Annotated in this window: 19 protein-coding genes; 13 read left to right on the top strand and 6 right to left on the bottom strand. The window is 46.4% G+C overall.

All coding sequences use genetic code 11. The annotated features are described in order from the left end of the window. On the top strand, positions 1–479 hold a 479-nt coding region (locus tag H3S83_RS11450; protein ID WP_210327944.1), incomplete at its 5' end, for a hypothetical protein. Positions 480–720: 241 nt separating this feature from the next. Here the strand turns inward: H3S83_RS11450 and H3S83_RS10180 are convergent. Next, positions 721–1,662, bottom strand: coding sequence for a zinc ABC transporter substrate-binding protein (locus H3S83_RS10180; protein WP_198239717.1), 942 nt, complete (start codon positions 1,660–1,662; stop codon positions 721–723). Positions 1,663–1,877: 215 nt separating this feature from the next. On the opposite strand from H3S83_RS10180, the gene H3S83_RS10185 reads away from it, so the two are divergent. The 6 genes from H3S83_RS10185 (at position 1,878) to H3S83_RS10210 (ending at position 7,864) form a co-directional block, all read left to right on the top strand. Next, a complete protein-coding gene (locus H3S83_RS10185) occupies positions 1,878–2,666 on the top strand; it encodes a metal ABC transporter ATP-binding protein (protein WP_198239718.1) in 789 nt (262 codons plus the stop codon). Then, positions 2,659–3,468 (top strand): metal ABC transporter permease, encoded by an 810-nt coding sequence (locus H3S83_RS10190; RefSeq protein WP_198235381.1) that lies wholly within the window; start codon positions 2,659–2,661, stop codon positions 3,466–3,468. Before H3S83_RS10185 ends, H3S83_RS10190 begins: the two co-directional genes overlap by 8 nt. After that, the gene (locus tag H3S83_RS10195; protein ID WP_198239719.1) at positions 3,458–3,856 is read left to right on the top strand and encodes a Fur family transcriptional regulator; all 399 of its coding nucleotides are present in this window, start codon (positions 3,458–3,460) and stop codon (positions 3,854–3,856) included. The genes H3S83_RS10190 and H3S83_RS10195 overlap by 11 nt, the downstream gene beginning before the upstream one ends. Before the next feature lie 87 nt (positions 3,857–3,943). Further along, positions 3,944–5,050: an HlyD family secretion protein gene (locus H3S83_RS10200; RefSeq protein WP_077972689.1), complete on the top strand. Its 1,107-nt coding sequence runs from the start codon at positions 3,944–3,946 to the stop codon at positions 5,048–5,050. A gap of 7 nt (positions 5,051–5,057) precedes the next feature. After that, a complete protein-coding gene (locus H3S83_RS10205; RefSeq protein WP_198239720.1) occupies positions 5,058–6,623 on the top strand; it encodes a DHA2 family efflux MFS transporter permease subunit in 1,566 nt (521 codons plus the stop codon). Between the two features lie 77 nt (positions 6,624–6,700). Further along, on the top strand, positions 6,701–7,864 hold the full coding sequence (locus H3S83_RS10210) for an iron-containing alcohol dehydrogenase (protein ID WP_198225909.1): 1,164 nt from the start codon (positions 6,701–6,703) through the stop codon (positions 7,862–7,864). 457 nt (positions 7,865–8,321) lie between these two features. Here the strand turns inward: H3S83_RS10210 and H3S83_RS10215 are convergent, their stop codons facing one another. After that, complete coding sequence (locus tag H3S83_RS10215; protein WP_078040014.1) at positions 8,322–9,455, bottom strand: type III PLP-dependent enzyme; 1,134 nt, start codon at positions 9,453–9,455, stop codon at positions 8,322–8,324. 100 nt (positions 9,456–9,555) lie between these two features. Continuing rightward, positions 9,556–9,843, bottom strand: a complete 288-nt coding sequence (locus tag H3S83_RS10220) for a hypothetical protein (RefSeq protein WP_149867481.1) — start codon at positions 9,841–9,843, stop codon at positions 9,556–9,558. A gap of 307 nt (positions 9,844–10,150) precedes the next feature. On the opposite strand from H3S83_RS10220, the gene H3S83_RS10225 reads away from it, so the two are divergent. Continuing rightward, positions 10,151–11,080, top strand: coding sequence for a LysR family transcriptional regulator (locus H3S83_RS10225; protein ID WP_198239721.1), 930 nt, complete (start codon positions 10,151–10,153; stop codon positions 11,078–11,080). Between the two features lie 61 nt (positions 11,081–11,141). Here the strand turns inward: H3S83_RS10225 and H3S83_RS10230 are convergent, their stop codons facing one another. Further along, positions 11,142–11,798 carry a tellurite resistance TerB family protein gene (locus tag H3S83_RS10230; RefSeq protein WP_198239722.1) on the bottom strand — a complete coding sequence of 219 codons (657 nt, stop codon included), beginning with the start codon at positions 11,796–11,798 and terminating at the stop codon, positions 11,142–11,144. Positions 11,799–12,328: 530 nt separating this feature from the next. Between H3S83_RS10230 and H3S83_RS10235 the strand changes: the two genes are divergently transcribed. Then, on the top strand, positions 12,329–12,967 hold the full coding sequence (locus H3S83_RS10235; RefSeq protein ID WP_198225906.1) for a 2-dehydro-3-deoxy-phosphogluconate aldolase: 639 nt from the start codon (positions 12,329–12,331) through the stop codon (positions 12,965–12,967). 241 nt (positions 12,968–13,208) lie between these two features. Here the strand turns inward: H3S83_RS10235 and H3S83_RS10240 are convergent, their stop codons facing one another. Further along, complete coding sequence (locus H3S83_RS10240; protein WP_075914997.1) at positions 13,209–14,039, bottom strand: ferredoxin--NADP reductase; 831 nt, start codon at positions 14,037–14,039, stop codon at positions 13,209–13,211. A 247-nt stretch (positions 14,040–14,286) separates the two neighbouring features. Between H3S83_RS10240 and H3S83_RS10245 the strand changes: the two genes are divergently transcribed. Beyond that, a complete protein-coding gene (locus H3S83_RS10245; protein ID WP_198239723.1) occupies positions 14,287–15,753 on the top strand; it encodes a phosphomannomutase in 1,467 nt (488 codons plus the stop codon). Further along, entirely contained in the window at positions 15,750–16,037 is a 288-nt protein-coding gene (locus H3S83_RS10250; RefSeq protein WP_198239724.1) for a putative quinol monooxygenase, read from the top strand. The genes H3S83_RS10245 and H3S83_RS10250 overlap by 4 nt, the downstream gene beginning before the upstream one ends. A gap of 225 nt (positions 16,038–16,262) precedes the next feature. Here the strand turns inward: H3S83_RS10250 and H3S83_RS10255 are convergent, their stop codons facing one another. Beyond that, on the bottom strand, positions 16,263–17,639 hold the full coding sequence (locus H3S83_RS10255; RefSeq protein ID WP_078040020.1) for a nucleobase:cation symporter-2 family protein: 1,377 nt from the start codon (positions 17,637–17,639) through the stop codon (positions 16,263–16,265). 315 nt (positions 17,640–17,954) lie between these two features. Here H3S83_RS10255 and cueR point away from each other — a divergent pair, with 315 nt between their 5' ends. Beyond that, a complete protein-coding gene (gene cueR / locus H3S83_RS10260; protein WP_198239725.1) occupies positions 17,955–18,356 on the top strand; it encodes a Cu(I)-responsive transcriptional regulator in 402 nt (133 codons plus the stop codon). Between the two features lie 195 nt (positions 18,357–18,551). After that, positions 18,552–19,712: an alpha-hydroxy acid oxidase gene (locus tag H3S83_RS10265; protein ID WP_198239726.1), complete on the top strand. Its 1,161-nt coding sequence runs from the start codon at positions 18,552–18,554 to the stop codon at positions 19,710–19,712. Positions 19,713–19,909: the final 197 nt, after the last annotated feature.

The raw sequence follows: 19,909 nt of genomic DNA on the forward strand, positions 1-19,909 counted from the left end.
TAATTCATCCGTTCTTTCCAAGAGCGCAACTCACTGTCGCCAGCGGCGTACCGCCCTCGTTGTGGCGCTCATATAGACCTCACTTCCTTCCAGAGTCAACAGCCATTTCCAAAAAAATTCATTTTTTTTTCCTTTTTTTTGGCGATTCAATCTTCGCGTGTGTCAACTCACAATTGCACCGTAAAAATTCGCGCAAAGGAACCGAATTTTGGCTGCGGATTATAATGAAAATGAAGTTCGATTGTTCCAGAAGGGCATTTTCAAGAACGAAAATTCCCGAAAATTTTGTTTTTTTCATAAAAACAGAGAGTTTTTGGCAGAATCAGCGCGTGATTCCCAAGAATCACCTAGTGGCATCCACGAATCAGCCCGACCGGAATGAAATTTCTTCGGGTTTCTGGTGCGAAATGAGAAAGAGCTTTTATATAAGCTATAGACATTCCGGTATTGATTTCGAAAATCCTGCTGACGAAACATAACACCGATACGGTGTCATCGTTTTTATCCCGATTGATATATGTTAAAATTTCGAAACTGTCGTAAAATGTGCTGGCCAACTTATTGAAACCGCAGCCAGTGATGTCGGAGCAATTGATAGGCCTGATATGAATGCTAGGAGCTTATTTGTCTGCCCGTTAATACCGAATAAACCGGCTGGCAAAATCTGCCGCACTGATTAATCGTGGAAAACATCGATTCTCTGGTCAACCCACATCATTATTATTTGCGTGTGAGGCAATTGACCAGATTGTCGGCAAGATTTGCAATCAACTCGGGATAAAGCCCCGCTCCTTCAGGTAAAGATTGCCCCAAAGGATCAAGCATGCCGACTTTGGCGGGCGTACTTTCGATGACAATATCGACCAGCTTATTTGGATATTGTGGTTCGGCGAAAACACACACCGCTTTTTGTTGCAAAATGGTGTTCTTGATTGCGCTTATCCGTTGCGCACCTGGTTGGCGTTCCGGGTCAAGAGCGACCGAACCTATGGCATGAAGACCGAATCGATGTTCAAAATATTGATAGGCGTCATGAAAGACGATAAAGTTCTCGTCACTAACCGGTGCAACAGACTGTTTTATGTTCTGCTCGGTTTCGACAATCACTTTATCATAGGCATTTGCATTATTATGGTAGATCTCTGCGTGATCGGGATCTTTCTTTGCCAAAACGTCGGCCACATAAGCGACAACCTTTCGGGCATTTTCAGGATCAAGCCAGAAATGAAAATCCATGGCATGCGCCGTATCACCCCCATGATGATGCTCATCACCATGGTCTTCAAATAAGCCACCTTCCCTAATTGGAAGGAGTTCTACTCCGGGAGCTGACGAGAGCGCAATCATCCGGTCTTTGACACCGAGATTTTCTATCGGTTTTACAAGAAAAAGCTCCATATCCGGATTTGCTATGAAGATAATATCGGCTTTTGACAATATTTTTGCGTCTGACGGTTTAAGTGCATAGCCATGCTCGGAACCGGCCTGTTTGACAATCAAAGCCGGCGTGCCGAGTTTGCCCATAACCGCTGAAACCAAAGAATGAAGTGGTTTGATGGAAACCACCACTTGCGGCACCGACGACGCTTGCGCGCTTACTCCTGACAAAAAAATCAGCGAACACGCAAACAGCACATAAAAAAGAGACCGAAACAATTTCATCCTGCAAATGTTACTTTATTACATTTGTTACTTTATTACATTACAATTTTGTATTAAGCCTGATGTTGAAAAAATTCAAGGATTTTGCCCATCAAGCTTTGGTGTATGCCGGGTCAAATGACAGCCTTGAAGCGGGCAAATTTTGAATTGGAACGTGATCCGAACCTCGCGAGGTCGGAATTCAACGCGCCAAAACGGCACCGAAGGATGAAACAATGGATAAAGAATGGCTGCTGTCGCTCACCAAAGCAGGCATTGAACGCAATGGTCACTGGCTTGTCCATGATATAGATCTTGATATTTATCGTGGTGAAATTGTTACATTGATCGGTCCGAACGGTTCGGGAAAATCAACCACAGCAAAAATGGCACTGGGGATTTTAAAACCATCCGCGGGCACTGTGAGCAGAAAAGCCGGCTTGCGCATTGGCTATGTACCGCAAAGATTGGCGATCGACCCATCTCTACCTTTGACTGTGCGCCGTTTCATGACATTGACAGCCAAGCTTGATGCCAACGGGTTAAAATCGGTTTTATCCGAAACCGGTGTTGACGATTTGATAAATGCCAATGTAGCCGATCTGTCGGGAGGCGAATTGCAGCGCGTTCTGCTTGCCCGCTCGATTGCGAGAAAGCCTGATCTTCTCGTTCTCGACGAACCTTTGCAAGGGGTCGACTACAATGGAGAAACCGAACTTTACGGGTTGATTGCGAGCCTGCGTACCAAACTTGATTGCGGCATTCTCCTCATTTCCCATGATCTCCATATTGTCATGGCTGCGACCGATCGGGTGATTTGTTTGAACGGCCATATTTGCTGCAGCGGAGCACCGACCGAGGTTGCAAAAAGCGAAGCTTACGGGCGTCTGATCGGCGCTATACCGGAAAACGGTCTGGCACTTTATGAGCATCATCATAACCACCGGCACAATATTCATGGTGCTGTTATCAGCACTTCGGACAACAAGCCGACAAGAAATATCGGAGCCAACGACAATGGTTGACGACTATCTTGTAAGAGCATTTTTGGCAGGAATCGGCGTGGCATTGATGGCCGGGCCACTCGGCTGTTTTATTGTCTGGCAAAAATTGGCCTATTTTGGCGACACCATGGCCCATTCGGCTTTGCTCGGTGTGGCTTTTGCATTGCTTTTCAATATTGATACGGTGCTTGGTGTTTTTCTTGTTGCTGTCATTGTTTCGATTGCACTCTTTATTCTTCAGGCAAAGGAAAAACTTTCGGGCGATTCGCTTTTGGGGATTCTTGCCCATGCAACGCTCGCTATCGGACTTATCCTGATCGGATTTATGACCTGGACCAATATTGACATCAATAGCTACCTGTTCGGGGATATTCTGGCTGTATCCCGCACAGATGTATTGACGGTATGGGTCGGATGCGCGGTCATTCTTATTGTACTTTATCTTTTATGGCGGCCGCTTCTGGCACTGACGATCAATATCGACATGGCAAAGGCTGAAAATATGAAGCCGGAACGCGCCCGCTTCATCTTCATGCTGCTTATGGCCATTGTCATTGCGGTTGCCATCAACATTATCGGCATACTTTTGATAACCGCACTCCTCATTATTCCTGCAGCGACCGCCCGGCGTTTTTCATCAACCCCTGAACAAATGGCCATTCTTGCCTCTCTGATCGGTATTGTCGGAACGGTTCTCGGGCTTTACGCCTCGATCAGGTTTGACAGCCGTTCGGGTCCCAGCGTTGTTGTTGCACTATTTATCCTGTTCATTGGAAGTCGCCTCATTACCGCTTTAATCAGGGAATTTTCCCATGACCGTTAAGCTCACCCGCAACCAGATGCTGGTGCTTTCGGTTCTGGAAAAAGAGCGGGCTCCATTAAGTGCCTATAAGATACTCGATCGACTACGTAGCGAAGGCTTTCGTGCGCCTTTGCAAGTCTATCGGGCACTTCAAAAACTGATTTTGGAAAAACGGGTTCACAAACTTGAAAGTGTCAATGCCTTTATGGCCTGCTCGCACCCTGACCATCAAAAACACGGACTTACGGTTTTTATCATCTGTGAAAAATGTAAACGGGTAACCGAGATCGAAAATCCGGTTCTTGCGGGTGATATTCTAAAAATGACACAAAAAGAAGGCTTTTCTCCCCGTGCGACGACCATAGAAATTCAGGGAATATGCACCAAGTGCAACCTCGAACGGGGGTAATGCGTTTTCGCTTCATCCATTTGATTGACGGTTTTAACCGTTTTGGATAAACACCGCATTCTTTCATCAGATCTGGAAATTTGTACCATGCCAGAATTCTCGAACAGCACGCCTAAAACATTGCCGACAAAACAACGTCCGCACAAGAAGATTGCCATCGTCATAGCCATTATCGCTGCCATTGTAGTTTTGTGGCTGGGGTTTAAGTGGCTTACCGAATGGCGTTTCCTTGTCACAACAGATGACGCCTATGTACAAGGTGACATTGCCTCGATTGCCCCGAAAGTTAACGGCTATATCAATGACATTCCGGTTGAAACCAACCATTATGTCAAGAAAGGCGATGTGCTGTTTCGTCTTGATGATGGCGATTATAAAATTGCCTATGACGAAGCAGAAGCAAAACTTCAAACACAAAGCCGCACACTCGCGCGTATCGAAGCGCAGATTGCCGCTTCCAAAACCTCGCTTGACGAAGCCAATGCACAAAAAGACGCGGCCAATGCAGTCGCCGTCAATGCCGATATTACGTTAAAACGTGCAAAAGAATTGAATGTCGGAAGTTTCGTTGCAAAATCGGCTGTCGATAATGCCCAGTCGGCATATGATCAGGCCATTGCCAATGTTACGCGCGCCAATGCGCAAATTGCTGCGGCTGCTGCCAATATCACGGTTCTCGAAGCGCAACATGACGAGGCGGTAAGCGAAACGAGAAGCCTTGAACTCGCACGCGACAAAGCCCGTCGCGACCTTGATTTTACCGTGTTGCGCGCGCCTTTTGACGGTGTTTTGGGAAATCTTGCCGGTAAAAAAGGTGACTATGTTGTCAATGGACAGCGTTTGGCTGCACTGGTTCCTGTCAATGCGCTTTATATTGACGCCAATTATAAAGAAACCCAACTTCCTTCGATCTATGGCGGTGAAAAAGTGCGCATCTCTGTCGACGGGCTTGATGGCGAAAGCTTTGAAGGCACAGTCGTTTCATTGTCGCCTGCATCGGGCGCTGTTTTTTCACTTTTGCCACCACAAAATGCCACCGGCAATTTTACCAAAATTGTCCAGCGTGTTCCGGTCAGAATTTCGATACCTGAAAATATTCTGGCAACAGGGCGCATTCGTGCCGGCATGAGCGTGGTTGTCAGCGTCGACATGCGCACAAAACCGGAAGGTGCAAAATCATTGGCGACAAAGTGAGGTTTTGATGACCGCTGCCAGTCTCCCCCACATGGAAGAGCATATTGAACCGAAAAAAATCGTGGCCTTCGTGGCCATGGTTTTCGGTATGTTCATGGCAATTCTCGACATCCAGATTGTTTCTGCATCCTTGTCGGAAATACAGGCGGGACTTTCGGCAAGCTCGGATGAAATAGCCTGGGTGCAGACATCCTATCTCATTGCCGAGGTTATCATGATCCCGCTATCGGGATTTTTGGGTCGGTTGTTATCAACGCGTGTGCTTTTTACAATTTCGGCCGCCGGTTTCACCATTGCTTCTGCCCTTTGTGCAACAGCCGGCTCGATTGAACAGATGATTGCCTACCGTGCTCTTCAGGGCTTTATCGGTGGCGGCATGATTCCGAGCGTGTTCGCGGCAGCCTTTACCATTTTCCCGCCTTCAAAACAGCCGATTGTTTCTCCCATTATCGGGTTGGTGGCAACGCTTGCCCCCACAATTGGCCCGACAGTTGGCGGTTATCTGAGCCATGCTTTTTCATGGCATTGGCTGTTTCTTGTCAATGTGCCCTTCGGTATTCTTGTAACCATTGCCTCATGGAAACTCATTGATTTTGATAAAGGCGACAGCTCGCTTTTCCAATCCTTCGACTGGTTCGGTCTGATTACCATGGCGACCTTTCTCGGCTCCCTTGAATATGTGCTTGAAGAAGGTCCGCGCAATGACTGGATGGAAGACGAAATGATCTTCCGTTTTACAATTGTTATGGGTGTTTCTGCCGTTCTGTTTTTCTGGCGTGTCCTGACAGCGAAAAACCCGATCGTCGATCTCAAAGCCTTTGTAAATCTGAATTTTGCACTCGGCTCGATCTTTTCTTTCGTTATGGGTATCGGGCTTTACGGGCTTACCTATCTTTATCCGCTCTATCTTGGCGAAATTCGCGGCTATGACGCCTTGATGATCGGGGAAACGATGTTCGTTTCCGGTTTGATGATGTTTTTTTCCGCTCCCCTTGCCGGTTTTCTTTCGACCAAACTTGACCCGCGTTTAATGATGGGGCTGGGATTTGCCGGTTTTGGCTGGGGCACATGGCTTGTGACCGGAATGACAGCCGACTGGGATTTCTGGGAACTGTTCTGGCCGCAAATTTTGCGCGGAGGCTCGCTCATTTTGTGTATGGTACCAATCAATAATATCGCACTTGGTACACTTTCCGCCGAAAAACTTAAAAACGCATCCGGCCTTTTCAACCTCACCCGTAATCTCGGTGGAGCTGTGGGGCTTGCAATCATCAACACCATTATCATGCGGCGCACCGATTTTCACTATGAGCGACTATCCGAAAGTGTGCAATGGGGAAACCGGCAGGCAGTCAACCTGTTGAACTCTTTGGCGAGCCGACTTGATATGGCAGGCTTGAACCCCAAAGATTCGGCTTTGATGCAGCTTTATAATATTGTTCGCCAGCAAGCGACCGTTATGGCTTTTATTGACGCCTTCTTTATTCTGACCCTCCTCTTCGCAATTTTGACACTTCTGGTCTTTGCTGTGAAAAAGCCGAAGACATTAAGTGGCGCAGTCGGCGGCCACTAACGCGGTAAACATTGGAAAAAAGGCAAAACCCGATCTAGAGTTTTGCTTTTTTTATTCTTCTCGCGTAAATATAATTTATGACAATTACCGCTGAATGGACATTTCCAACCGATATTCTGCTAGCGCCCAAAAGCCTTGCGGCACTTGGCACTGTTTTCGAGAAAACCGGTGTTGAAGCCATAATGGTTTTGACAGATCGTGGCCTTAGCCAATCACCAGCTTTAAAAAAACTGCTCAAACGGATCGATAAACTGAAATTGCCATTCGGTGTTTTTTCTTCGCTTGATGGAACAGCAACGCGTGAAACATTGGAATTGACCGTGCGCCTTTATTTGAGTGGCGGTTTTAATGCAATCCTTGCCTTTGGCGGCGGCGCAACAATGGATCTTGCCAAAATGACCCGCCTGTTTTGTGCTCAAGGTGCCAATGTCAAAACACTTGAAGTTCCCTCCATTTACACAGCACTTCCACCGCTGATCGCACTGCCAACACTTGCCGGAAGCGGAGCCGAAATCAGTGATAATGCCTATTTGATAGATAATGCAAAGAATACCGGTTTTACGTTTTATGACAAACGCTTAACACCGACATTTGTTGTTGCCGATCCGGTTTTGACAGGAACTGCGCCTGCAAGCTTCATTTCCGGCGCCGGCATGAATGCGCTTACCAATGCGATTGATAACTGGTGCATCCCGACATTCAATCCTGTTTCGGATGCTCTGGCACTCGAAACAGTCCGTCTCATCTTTAATCATTTGCCGAAAGCAGTGAGCGACCCTTCAAATAATGAAGCGCAAATTGCCCTTTTGTCGGCCTCGCTCACAGGTGCGCTTGCAGCAAAAAAAGGCTTAAAAATTACCAGTGCTCTCGCGCGGTCGATAGGGAACCGTTATCAGACCCATTTCGGTATGACAGCAGGTGTGCTTTTGCCCTATGTCATGGCCTATAACCAGTCGGCCATCGGAAATAGAATTGCGACACTTGCCGAGCGCCTCAATATAAAAGGTGGTTTTAACGGCTTTATCCGCCATCTGTTGAATTTACGGAAAGCCGCCAATGTCCCGACAAAATTGGCAGGCCTGACAAAAGATCAGAAAATCAAGGCAAAAGACAAGGCCTTGATTGAAAGTGTTGCGGTCGAAGACCAAGGTTCCGACGAAACTTCTGTTCGACTCACCAAAAAAACCGCGCTTGCCATTTTGAATGCGGCAATTGCCGGAAAAATGAATCGCAAAAAATAGATAATCCGCTTTTCCCCGCAATCGGAACCTGAATCAAAAAATTCTTTTTTGATTTTTGACTTTTTCACTTGGCCCACATGTGCGCACAAGAAAATCCGTCATTAAAAAATTAGCGCAATATGGTGCACTCGGCTTTGATTGCCTGCCCCTCAAAAACTATCATCCTCTAGCACGACTATTATCGCTTTTCGACCAGTCAGTCTGAAGCCCTGCTCCGGAAACTTATTCAACGTTAAAAACCGGATGAACAAGAAAATAGCAGGGCATTTTTCGATTTTTTAAAAAAGGTTGGAAAAGTTTGTCGTCCGTTGCTTGATGATAATCATCAAGATCTTTTCTCCATAAACGACATCCTTATTTCAAATATCTGAGATAAGCACGAATAAAGCCGAATGATAAAAAAACGCCCGCAGAAAACTACGGGCGCAAATTGCTGCTTACATCGGGTTTTGACCTATCAGATGACATAAGACCGGATCGGCTCGAAACCGTTAAAAGCTACAGAAGCATAAGTTGTCGTATAAGCACCAGTTCCTTCAATCAGGATTTCATCACCGACAGTGAGTGAAATCGGCAAAGGATAAGGTGTTTTTTCATACATGACATCGGCGGAATCACAGGTTGGGCCGGCAAGCACACAAGGTACCTTTTCGTCACTATCCTTGGCTGTTTCAATCGGATAGCGGATGGCTTCATCCATTGTCTCTGCAAGGCCGTTGAATTTACCGACATCAAGATAAACCCAACGCAACTTGTCGTTTTCCGATTTTTTGGAAACCAGCACAACTTCCGAGCGGATAACACCGGCATTGCCGACCATACCGCGACCCGGTTCGATGATTGTTTCAGGAATACGATTGCCAAAATGTTTCGAAAGGCTATCAAAAATTGCCAAGCCATAAGCCTGTGCCGAAGGTACGTCTTTCAAATAGCGTGTCGGGAAACCACCGCCCATATTGACAAGTTTCAATACAATGCCTTCCTTGGCCAGTGTTCTGAAAACTTTGGAAGCATCTGACAAAGCACGATCCCAAGCTTTCAGATTTGTCTGCTGTGAGCCGACATGGAAAGAAACGCCATAAGCTTGCAATCCCAATTCGTGGGCACGGCGCAAAACCGAAACAGCCATTTCCGGAACACAACCGAATTTGCGTGAAAGCGGCCATTCGGCACCTTCACCATCTGTCAAAACGCGACAGAAAACACGCGCACCGGGAGCAGCACGGGCAACTTTTTCAACTTCTTCGACACAGTCGACTGCATAAAGTGAAACACCCAATTCATAAGCGCGGGCAATATCGCGCTCTTTCTTGATGGTGTTGCCGAAAGAAATACGATCCGGTGTTGCACCGGCATCAAGCACCATTTCGATTTCGGCGACAGTGGCTGTATCGAAAGACGAACCAAGCGACACCAACAAACGTAGTATTTCCGGTGCCGGATTGGCTTTTACTGCATAAAAAATGCGTGATTGGGGAAGTGCTTTGACAAAGCCTTCATAGTTTTCACGCACCACATCAAGATCCAGAATCATGCACGGGCCTTCAGGGCGTCGTGTTGCGAGGAAATCACGAATACGTTGAGTTGCCATTTCGGTTCTCCTTAGGAAACCTTTCGGGTTCCCCAAATCTTGCTTCTCGTGGCATCAGTCACGATCAGCCCATGGACAAAGTGCAAGGCCTATATTCGTTTCAACCGGTTATTGGAGGTACCGGAAAAAACTCCATAAAACTTGCGGCGATGGAACAGCGCGCTAACGCATTGCTCCGCTTTGTCTGCCTTTTGATTGGAATAACGAAAACCGCATCCGCACGGAAGGCAATGAGGTGTGCCTCTTCAGTAATTTCGACTTTTGGACAGCCGAAAGACACCAGAAAGGCCCGCACCGTCGTTGCTTCAAGATGTCCCCATTCTTCCGGTTGGCCGTAAGAATGACTGGAGCGGTTAGGTCCAGGTACCGTACCGGTTTTTCTCACCATTCGAGGACCGGCGGACACCCACAGGCACGTGCGACTTTGGGCAAAGATGCATATAAGCGCAATGGGCTCACCTTTCAATATTTTTTTTGGACTTCAGACAATTTTATTTAGGCTCGTTCCAATATTGGACATTCTGTTGTTTGCAATAAAAAAACCGGTAGCGCCAATGACGAAAAACAGAAGTTTTTCTTCCGGAAAACCAGCCATTTTCAAAAGACAAATGTTTCTGCTATTGAAAGTGAGCCTCCAAGTTTTTTTAAAAAGAAAACAGCTTTCGGGCACATCGTTTCGGGAAGGGGTAAAACTCTTGGGACTATTAACGAGAATACGGGGTTTTATAGAAGTGGTCGAAGCCGGCGGTTTTTCAACCGCTGCGCGCAAGACACACAAATCGAAAGCGCTCCTTTCAAAACATGTTCATGAACTTGAAGACGAATTGGGCGTGGTCCTTTTGAACCGGACAACCCGCCAATTATCTTTAACAGAAGCGGGCCATGCTTATTATGTTCGTGCTTTGGAGATTATCAAGGAACTTGACGATCTCAATGACACAATTACCGATTCCAGCAAGACCCGACGCGGGCGCATAAAAATCGGTACATCGCGCACCTTTGCCGATGCGCCGATCGGTCAATCACTCATCGATTTTCTATCAGCTTATCCGGATATTTACCTTGATATCAGCCTTGATGACCGGTTCGTCGATTTGGTCAATGAAGGTTTTGATCTCGCAATCCGCATTACCGACATGCAGGACTCCTCCCTCATTCAACGAAAACTCATGGATATCCGTTCGGTTGTCGTTGCCTCTCCCAAACTTCTGGAAAACACTTTTGTTCCTGAAACACCGCGCGATTTGAAATCGCTTCCCTGCCTTGTCGACAGAAACAACCTCAATTCAGACCATTGGTTATTCAAAGATCGTGACGGAAGCCCTTTTTCTGTTGCCGTTTCCGGACGCATGGCGGCAAACGGTCCTGTCATTACAAAGCGGGCCGCCATTGCCGGTATAGGCTTTGCCAAAATTCCGCGTTTTATAGCCGAAGAAGAATTGCGGAACGGCCTTATCAAAACTGTTCTTGATGATTTTATGACAGACGGTGCAGGCCTTTATATTGTCTATCCGCAAAAGCGCTATTTACCGGCAAAAGTGCGCATGTTCATCGACTATCTGGTCGAATGGTTCAAAACCTATGAACAAAAAGGAAAAACAAAAACCGGCGCTTCCAACTTGTAAAACACGCCCTTCCTTGAAAGTTTTCTGCTCGCGGCAACCGACAATAAAAAGGACAAAAAAACTAGCGTAAAAAGCTTACAATCGCCTGTTCGATATGCTGTTCAAGATCTTTTGGAAGTCCGAGTTTAGCCATAAGATTATCAAGATATTGACGATTATCCGGCTTATCCGGATCAAGTGTCATACGGGAGGCCACATAAAGTTCGGTCTTTTGTTCGTCTGTATTCACATTGCTGACGAGATTGTCGAGATCAACCGGCTTGTTCAATTCATCCATCAAAAACCCCGCCGTTTTCTGGTCAATTCCCGAACTCGCAATCTTGTTTTGTATCAGATCGCGCTCTTTATCATCGACATGGCCGTCGGCTTTGGCTGCCGTTATCATTGCCCGAACCAATGTCAGGGCAAAATCGCCATTATGGTCGGCACCGGTTTGACCGATTTCTGTCATATCCACTTTGGAATTGGCATTTTCGTCGTGTTTTTCGAAGTTTTTCAATGCATCGAAGGCAACACTGGCAATTGCTGCCAAGCCGCCACCTTTTATCAAACCTTCAAGAATATTGCCTTTTTCGTTGCCACCAAAGAGCCCGCCTATGAGATCGACGACCGAGAAGGTCGAAGATGGTACGGAAGAAGCCGGTTTGTTTGTACTGTTTTTGGAAGCGGTATTATCGGGGGTCAGCAAATCTTTAAAAATCTGTTTGGTGTCAATCATCGTCGTCTCCGTTTTGTGAAACTCCCGCTTCTTTGATGAAAAGAGATAGCGCCCGCTAGCACTATTACAAGCTTTTCCAAAAGCGAAAATGATGCGAAAATACCAAAGAATATTCCCCCTGACCGTCGCGATAAAACGGCAATATTTTTCCGTTATGTCATGACCGGCTTTCTGAACATTATTTCAAAAAATCGGATAAGCCCCGATATTTCATTTTTCAAAACGACCTCGTTGCCTGTCTTGTTAAATGCGCCGGTTTTCGAGCCCCGGCTTGAACTATTGAACTTTTCCCGCCCCGTCCTTTTCGCGATAGTTTTTTAAAGCAGCCTCTTAAACTTTAAAAAAACGGATATTGTTTTTTGAATTTTTAATGATGGATCGTTTCAATCTTCTCTTTTCATTGTGGTTCCGATACCTTTTTGAGAACATTCCCGCTTTTTGACAAAGCCGACAGGAAACTTGTCCGAACACTCTTTTCTAAAGCTTGGCTTACGTTTATAAGAATTGAAAAAGCTTTTTGGAGAACGATAATGTCTCAGAAGACCGAACGTCTTTTACCTATTCTGCTTGGACAAAGTGTTATTCCGGTTCTTGTTATTGAACGATTGGGAGATGCAGTGCCGGTTGCACGCGCCCTTGTCGAAGGGGGACTGAAGGCTATCGAGATCACATTGCGCACCCCCGCAGCGCTTGATGCCATTCATGCAGTTTCGGAAGATGTGCCTGATGCCATTGTCGGAGCCGGTACGATTTTGAATAGCGATCAATATGTATCGGCTGAAAGTGCGGGAGCAAAATTTATTGTGAGCCCCGGATTAACCGGCGAACTTATCGACGCTGCCGAGGATAGCGATATTCCGCTTCTTCCCGGAGCAGTGACACCAAGCGAATTGATGGGCGCACTCGAAGAAGGCTACCAATGTTTGAAATTTTTCCCTGCAACGGCAGCCGGCGGCATTGATTTTGTCAAATCACTTGCTTCCCCCTTTGCCGAGGTCAAATTTTGCCCGACAGGCGGTATTTCGCAAAATAACGCCGCCGATTGGCTGAAACTGCCCAATGTTGTGTGCATTGGCGGCTCGTGGGTTGCACCGAAAAAACTGATTGATGCCGGTGATTTTAAAGCCATTACCGAACTTGCAAAGAACGCATCAAAGCTGGCTGCCTGAAAAACCGGTAGGAAAACAACCGGCCAAGCTCATTAAAATATAAGAGCTTGGCAAAGAAATATAAAAACTAACTCGCCAAAGCGGGCGGAATTGCTAACAAACAGGCAGCCCTTCGTTGAGCCCCCCCCTTGAGCCCTTGAGCCCTTGAGCCCTTGAGCCATTGAGCCATTGAGCCATTGAGCCATTGAGCCATTGAGCCATTGAGCCATTGAGCGCGTCCAAAAGCAGTTTTACTCTTTTGTCAATCGACAAAAGCCCGTTCAACCACATAGGTAGCGGGGGCGTTATTTGCACCTTCAACAAGGCCGAATTCACGACACATAGCAGCACAATCTTTCAGCATTGCCATTGAGCCGCAAATCATCGCGCGATCGGTTTCCGGATCGAGCTTTTTCAAACCGGTACGCTTGAAAAACTCGCCACTGCGCATTGTGTCGGTAATTCGCCCCATATGCTCGGATTGCTCGCGTGTGGTCATGGGGTAGAATTTCAACTGGCTGGAAAATTCGCCAATGAGAGGATCATTTCTTAAGTCCGCAACAAGTTCGCGCGCATAGTCGAGCTCTGCAACAAGCCGTGTTGTCTGGATAAGAATAACTTCTTCGAATTTTTCATAAGTTTCGGGATCACGAATAAGGCTTGCAAAAGGTGCAACACCTGTTCCTGTAGAGAAGAGATAAAGCCGTTTACCCGGTAAAAGCGCATCAAGCACCAGAGTGCCGGTGGCTTTTTTGCGCATCAGCACAGTGTCGCCCACTTTGATTTTTTGCAAATGCTCGGTCAAAGGGCCATTCGGTACCTTGATGGAGAAAAACTCCAATTGTTCGCTCCAGAACGGACTTGCAATGGAATAGGCACGGAAAACCGGCTTTTCGGCATTGGGTAGGCCGATCATCACAAACTCGCCCGACCGGAAACGGAAACTATCCGGCCGGTTCAGGCGGAAACGGAAAAGCCTATCGGTATAATGTTTGACATCCTGCACGGTTAGAGCAAAAACATTTGCCGGTATCGGAAATGAAGACGGCGTGGCAGTCGCGTTCGAGGCTGCATTGTCGACAGGCGTAGTCATCGGAATTCTTCCTTAATAAACTTTAGCAGATAAACTTGACAAATTCAGGCATGATATAATGCCAAACGGTTGATCTGCCAACATCATAAAGCGAAGTTTCTTTATAATAACAAATTTGTTTTCGTCAAATGACAGTTGTAGACAGTCTGTTGTTTATGCAAAATAATTGCTTCAAAGCCGATAGACAAAACGGCTATTGTGACCACATATAGAAAATCGGAAGGCCGTTCGGGAACAAAACCATATTATGACAGAACAACTCAAATTCGGAACAAGCGGCTTGCGCGGTCTGGTGAGCGATTTAACCGATGATATTATCATGCGCTACACACGCGCGTTTTTGCGACATTTGGAAAAAATCGGCAAGATCAACAAAGATACAAGTGTGATCGTCGGCTATGATCTGCGCTCGTCAAGCCCGCATATCAAAAACGTTGTCATAAAAACAATCGAAGATCAGGGCTATTCTGTTATCAATGCCGGTGAAGTGCCAACCCCTGCCCTTGCGCTTTATTCACTCAACTTTCGCTATCCGGCAATTATGGTTACAGGAAGCCACATTCCCGATGACCGCAACGGGTTAAAATTCTATCGTCCCGATGGCGAAATAACCAAGCAAGACGAGCGTGCTATTGTCGGCGAACTTGATAAAACTGCAAAAGAGGACAAAGGCGGACTTTCAGGAAATGACACGCCCTATCACCTTGCCGAAAACTATCAATCCCCTCCTGTCGTTCCGGATGTTCTCGAACTTTACCGGAAACGCTGCCTTTCCATTTTGCCGAAATCGGCACTTCAGGATATGAAAATCGGCGTCTATCAACACAGTTCCATTGTGCGCGATTTTCTCGTTGAAGTTTTATCAGCTCTTGGCGCCAAGACTGTTGCAATCGGTCGGGCTGACCATTTTGTTCCTGTCGATACCGAAGCATTACGCGATTTCGACCGCAAGCTTGCTCTTGATGCGGTGCGCCAATACGGGCTTGACGCACTGGTGTCGACTGATGGTGATGCAGACCGGCCATTAATTGCCGGTTCTGACGGGATATTTCTAAAAGGTGATGTGGTCGGAATGCTCACCGCGAAATATCTTTTTGCCGATGCTGTGGTCACCCCTGTCACCTCCACCTCGGCAGTCGAGACAAGCCATTTTTTCGAACATGTCTACCGCACGTCTGTCGGCTCGCCCTATGTCATTGCAGGCATGAAACAGGCGTTAAGCGATGGCTATCATACGATTGTCGGTTTTGAAGCCAATGGCGGCGTTCTACTGGGAAGCGATATTTCAAGCGAAACCTGCGAATTGAAGAAATTGGCAACACGCGATGCAATGCTGCCTATTCTCGCTTTGTTGGGATTTGCACAATTGCGTGGTTCTTCCGTTCAGGCACTTTCGAGCGGACTTCCCATGCGTTTTACTGCCAGCAACCGTCTTTCCAATATCGACACGGAGAAAGCCAAAGAAATTCTGCATGATCTTGAAGATGCGGCAACACGCATACATTTTTTCCATCCGCTCGGTAACATCAAACATTGGGATATGATTGACGGTTTACGTGTCATTATGGACAATGGTGATATTGTGCATTTCCGCCTTTCCGGCAACGCGCCGGAATTGCGGTGTTACAGCGAAGCGGCCTCGCAAAAACAGGCCGACAAGCTTCTCGAATGGGGGCTTGAAAACATTGCTCGAACCTTGGAGAAAGCATCATGATAAAGGTTATTGCACATTTCTATATCAAGCCCGAATTTGTTGAAAAGACGGAAAGTCTGTTCAAAGAACTTGTTGAAAAATCCCGTAAGGACAAGGGCTGTATTTCCTACGAACTGTTTGAAGTTCAAGGCGATACCGGTCACATGGTTTTCATCGAAACATGGAAAGACAAAAACGCCCTCGACGCACATAGCAAAACCGAACATTTTGTCCGCATTATCGATGAATTGACAATGATGAGCTATAAGGAAGCGCTCGTTACCGTCATGACACAGAAGCTGTGACGATCAAACTAACTTTTTCAAAGACAAAAGCAGCATTTGCAAATCTCATGCTTATGCTGCTTTTTCTTTGTTCCCGAGCTTTGATTTTTACCTCACCTCGACGCGCATCAGGAATGATTATTTCATGAGTTTACGCAGATATTGAGCGGCGGAAATTATTGTCGCTTCAAAACTATTCTCGTTTTCAAATCATCTTTTCATGTGCCGGTTTATTGAAAGAAAAGTCTATTCATCGTCGACCTGTTGCTGTTCGGGCAAAAGCAGATTGAGGATAATTGCCGTAATACCACCGGCAGCAAGGCCGGATTTCATAATATCGGCCATAAATGCCGGAAGATGGCTCACAAAAGCCGGTACTTGCGGCACACCGACACCAACGCTCAAGGCAATTGCAATGATGAGAAGTGCCCGCCGATCAAGCTTGATTGACGAAAGGATATTGATTCCGGAGGCAGCAACTGAGCCGAACATGATCATGGCAGCACCGCCAAGAACCGGTTCCGGCATTGCTTGTATGAGGGCGGCAATTTTCGGAAAAAGGCCGAGAACAACAAGAATAGCAGCAATCCACAAGCCGACATAGCGGCTTGCAACGCCGGTCAACTGGATAATACCGTTATTTTGCGCAAAGACCGAACTTGGAAATGTATTAAAGAAACCGGCAAGAAGCGAATTGGCGCCATTGACAAGTACACCGCCCTTTATCCTCTTCATCCATAACGGCCCCGAAACAGGTTCGCTTGAAATTTTGCTTGTTGCTGTAATGTCGCCAACCGCTTCAAGAGAGGTGACAAGATAGATCATGATGAGCGGAATAAAGAGCGACCACGAAAAAGACAGTCCGAAATGGAGCGGCCTTGGCAAAGCAAAAAGTGCGGAATGTTCAAAACCGGAAAAATCGAGCCTGCCCATAAAGCCCGCCATGGCATAGCCGACAGCAAGGGCAAGAATAATGGCACTGGAGCGCACCCACGTAATCGTCACACGGTTTAAAAGAATGATCAGCGCAAAGACGGTGCATGACAAAGCGAGATTTTGTAAACTGGCAAAACTTCCCTTCTCGCCCAATGACGCATAACCGCCCCCCATACTGATAAGCCCCTCTTTAATAAGGGTAAGGCCAATCAATAAAACCACAATACCGGTGACAAGCGGCGTAATCATACGACTGATAAAGGGAAGAATGCGCGAAACCGACATTTCGATAAAAGAACCGGCAATCACCACACCGAAGACGGCCGACATGACCTCGTTTGCCGGAATACCGCTTGCAACCATGGCCGCAGAACCGGCCGAAAGCGGCCCGACAAAATTGAAACTGGTTCCTTGCACAATCAGCAATCCGGCACCGAAGGGGCCAATTTTTTTGCACTGTACAAAGGTCGCAACGCCCGAAATGATCAGCGACATGGATAAAACCATGGCTGTATCTTCCGGTGATACACCGGCAGCACTACAAATGATAAATCCCGGCGTAATGATCGGCACAATAATTGCCAATAAATGTTGGAGAGCAGCCAAAAACGCGACAGGTGCATGCGGGTGGTCATTCATCTCGAAAACGAGATCACCCGATTTTTTATGCGTTTTATAATTCTCCATCGGCTTTCTCCATCAGCACAATATGATGCGTGAAAATTGAAAGGTAATTTTCAGGTTAACGTTCTAGTTGAGGATTGATAAAGAAAGGTCAAGTCTATTTGACTATGAGCGGCATTTATCCACCAGCAAGCAAGGCCATTTCAATATATAATTCTTAGAACAATCCCGCGATGAGACGATTCTCTCTCAAGATTTAAGCGGGCGCTTCTTGCAAGAAAACATCTTGTTGGCCTTAAAACAACAATTATATGCAATAACGGCATTAAATGAAAAACGGGAATGCTATTTGGACAAAATCCGGATTGGACGAGAAAAATGAATATTGGTGAAGCAGCAAAACAATCGGGTCTTAGTGCAAAAATGATCCGCCATTATGAGGAAACCGGACTTATTTCACCAGCCCATCGGAGTGAAAACGGCTATCGCGTTTATACCGATGAAGATATTCAAACCTTGCGCTTCATCCGCCGCTCGAGATTGCTCGGTTTTTCTTCCGAAGATATCCGCGTTCTCCTCGGCTTATGGAAAGATCATAGCCGTGCTTCAAGCGAAGTTAAAAAACTCGCACTTTCCCATATCAAAACTCTACAGGAAAAAATGGATTCTTTACAGGTGATGATTAATACACTCGACCACCTTGTCCATCACTGCCATGGTGATGACAGGCCGGACTGCCCGATTCTGGAAGATCTTGCAGGGTGCAGTCATTGCCACTGATGAAACTTACCGTTATATTTTTAAAAAAGCTCACTTTTGGCAAATCTGTTCATGCTATTTTCAGCGCGGCAAATCTTGCGAAGCTTAAAAAAATACCATGCTTGTTTGTCACAATTTAGCGATTTTAAAGAAAACACTTTTTATTGTGGCAGAAGAATACTACACATAACATAATAAGAATAAACGGAATTTGAAATGCGCAAAATACTTGAGATCAACGATCTTAAAAAACTCGCCAAACGTCGCGTACCCAAGATGTTTTTTGACTATGCCGATTCCGGAGCATGGACAGAAAGCACTTATCGCGCCAATGAAGAAGACTTCAAAAAAATAAAGCTGCGCCAGCGTGTTCTGGTCGATATGACCAATCGTTCGGTTGAAAGCGAAATGATTGGCCAGAAAGTATCTATGCCGGTTGCTTTGTCACCCACCGGTTTGACAGGCATGCAACATGCCAATGGAGAAATGTTGGCAGCGCAGGCTGCCGAAGAATTCGGCGTGCCTTTCACATTGTCGACAATGAGCATTTGCTCGATTGAAGATGTCGCATCGGTGACAAAAAAACCGTTCTGGTTCCAGCTTTATGTGATGAAAGATCGCGACTTTATCGCCGACCTTATCAATCGTGCAAAAGCAGCCAAATGCGGGGCATTGGTTCTGACACTGGATTTGCAGATTTTAGGACAGCGCCATAAGGATTTGCGCAACAACCTGTCTGCCCCGCCAAAATTCACTTTGAAAAATCTCTGGCAAATGATGACATGCCCGAAATGGTGCATGGAGATGTTGCAGACCAATAGAAGAACATTCCGCAATATTGCGGGACATGCCAAAAACGTAACGGATTTGTCTTCGTTGAGTTTGTGGACAGCCTCGCAATTCGACCCGAAGCTCAACTGGAACGATGTCGAATGGATCAAGAAAATTTGGGGTGGCAAGCTTATCCTGAAAGGCATTCTTGATGTAGAAGATGCCAAAATGGCGGTCAAAACCGGTGCCGATGCCATTCTGGTTTCAAACCATGGTGGCCGCCAGCTTGACGGTGCTCCTTCAACCATTTCGGTTTTGCCTGAAATTGTTGATGCTGTCGGAGATATGATAGAAATCCATGTTGATGGTGGTATCCGTTCCGGTCAGGATGTTTTGAAGGCTTTGGCGCTTGGTGCCAAAGGCACATTTATCGGCCGTCCGTTCCTCTACGGGCTTGGTGCTTTGGGCAAACCCGGTGTCACCAAAGCCTTGGAAATTATCCGTAACGAGCTTGATATTTCCATGGCACTTTGCGGCAAGAAGAAAATTGCCGACCTCACCCATGAGGTCCTTTATGATTTCAGGCCGTCGAAACCGAAACTTTAAGAAAAGCAATATAATGGACTATTCGATAAGCCGGGCAAAATGCCCGGCTTTTTCAATGCTTTTGCTTTGTTAAAAACGGATGATCTACCGGTGTCGATAACAAGCCGATTTCAAAAGATATAAAACATCGCGCCCATATTGCAGAGCTTCTTTTATGATATTTTGCGCCGGTTTTTTGAACAGGATGATAAATTAAA

The sequence above is a fragment of the Bartonella sp. W8122 genome (assembly GCF_016102485.1).
Taxonomy (GTDB): domain Bacteria; phylum Pseudomonadota; class Alphaproteobacteria; order Rhizobiales; family Rhizobiaceae; genus Bartonella; species Bartonella apihabitans.

Bases quoted from the DNA above. Each gene is read 5' to 3' on its own strand.
- H3S83_RS10180 (WP_198239717.1), bottom strand. From the start codon at position 1,662: ATGAAATTGTTTCGGTCTCTTTTTTATGTGCTGTTTGCGTGTTCGCTG.
- H3S83_RS10245 (WP_198239723.1), top strand. From the start codon at position 14,287: ATGACAGAACAACTCAAATTCGGAACAAGCGGCTTGCGCGGTCTGGTG.
- H3S83_RS10250 (WP_198239724.1), top strand. From the start codon at position 15,750: ATGATAAAGGTTATTGCACATTTCTATATCAAGCCCGAATTTGTTGAA.
- H3S83_RS10200 (WP_077972689.1), top strand. From the start codon at position 3,944: ATGCCAGAATTCTCGAACAGCACGCCTAAAACATTGCCGACAAAACAA.
- H3S83_RS10255 (WP_078040020.1), bottom strand. From the start codon at position 17,639: ATGGAGAATTATAAAACGCATAAAAAATCGGGTGATCTCGTTTTCGAG.
- H3S83_RS10230 (WP_198239722.1), bottom strand. From the start codon at position 11,798: ATGATTGACACCAAACAGATTTTTAAAGATTTGCTGACCCCCGATAAT.
- H3S83_RS10190 (WP_198235381.1), top strand. From the start codon at position 2,659: ATGGTTGACGACTATCTTGTAAGAGCATTTTTGGCAGGAATCGGCGTG.
- H3S83_RS10185 (WP_198239718.1), top strand. From the start codon at position 1,878: ATGGATAAAGAATGGCTGCTGTCGCTCACCAAAGCAGGCATTGAACGC.
- H3S83_RS10265 (WP_198239726.1), top strand. From the start codon at position 18,552: ATGCGCAAAATACTTGAGATCAACGATCTTAAAAAACTCGCCAAACGT.
- H3S83_RS10210 (WP_198225909.1), top strand. From the start codon at position 6,701: ATGACAATTACCGCTGAATGGACATTTCCAACCGATATTCTGCTAGCG.
- H3S83_RS10220 (WP_149867481.1), bottom strand. From the start codon at position 9,843: ATGGTGAGAAAAACCGGTACGGTACCTGGACCTAACCGCTCCAGTCAT.
- H3S83_RS10215 (WP_078040014.1), bottom strand. From the start codon at position 9,455: ATGGCAACTCAACGTATTCGTGATTTCCTCGCAACACGACGCCCTGAA.
- H3S83_RS10240 (WP_075914997.1), bottom strand. From the start codon at position 14,039: ATGACTACGCCTGTCGACAATGCAGCCTCGAACGCGACTGCCACGCCG.
- cueR (WP_198239725.1), top strand. From the start codon at position 17,955: ATGAATATTGGTGAAGCAGCAAAACAATCGGGTCTTAGTGCAAAAATG.
- H3S83_RS10195 (WP_198239719.1), top strand. From the start codon at position 3,458: ATGACCGTTAAGCTCACCCGCAACCAGATGCTGGTGCTTTCGGTTCTG.
- H3S83_RS10205 (WP_198239720.1), top strand. From the start codon at position 5,058: ATGACCGCTGCCAGTCTCCCCCACATGGAAGAGCATATTGAACCGAAA.
- H3S83_RS10235 (WP_198225906.1), top strand. From the start codon at position 12,329: ATGTCTCAGAAGACCGAACGTCTTTTACCTATTCTGCTTGGACAAAGT.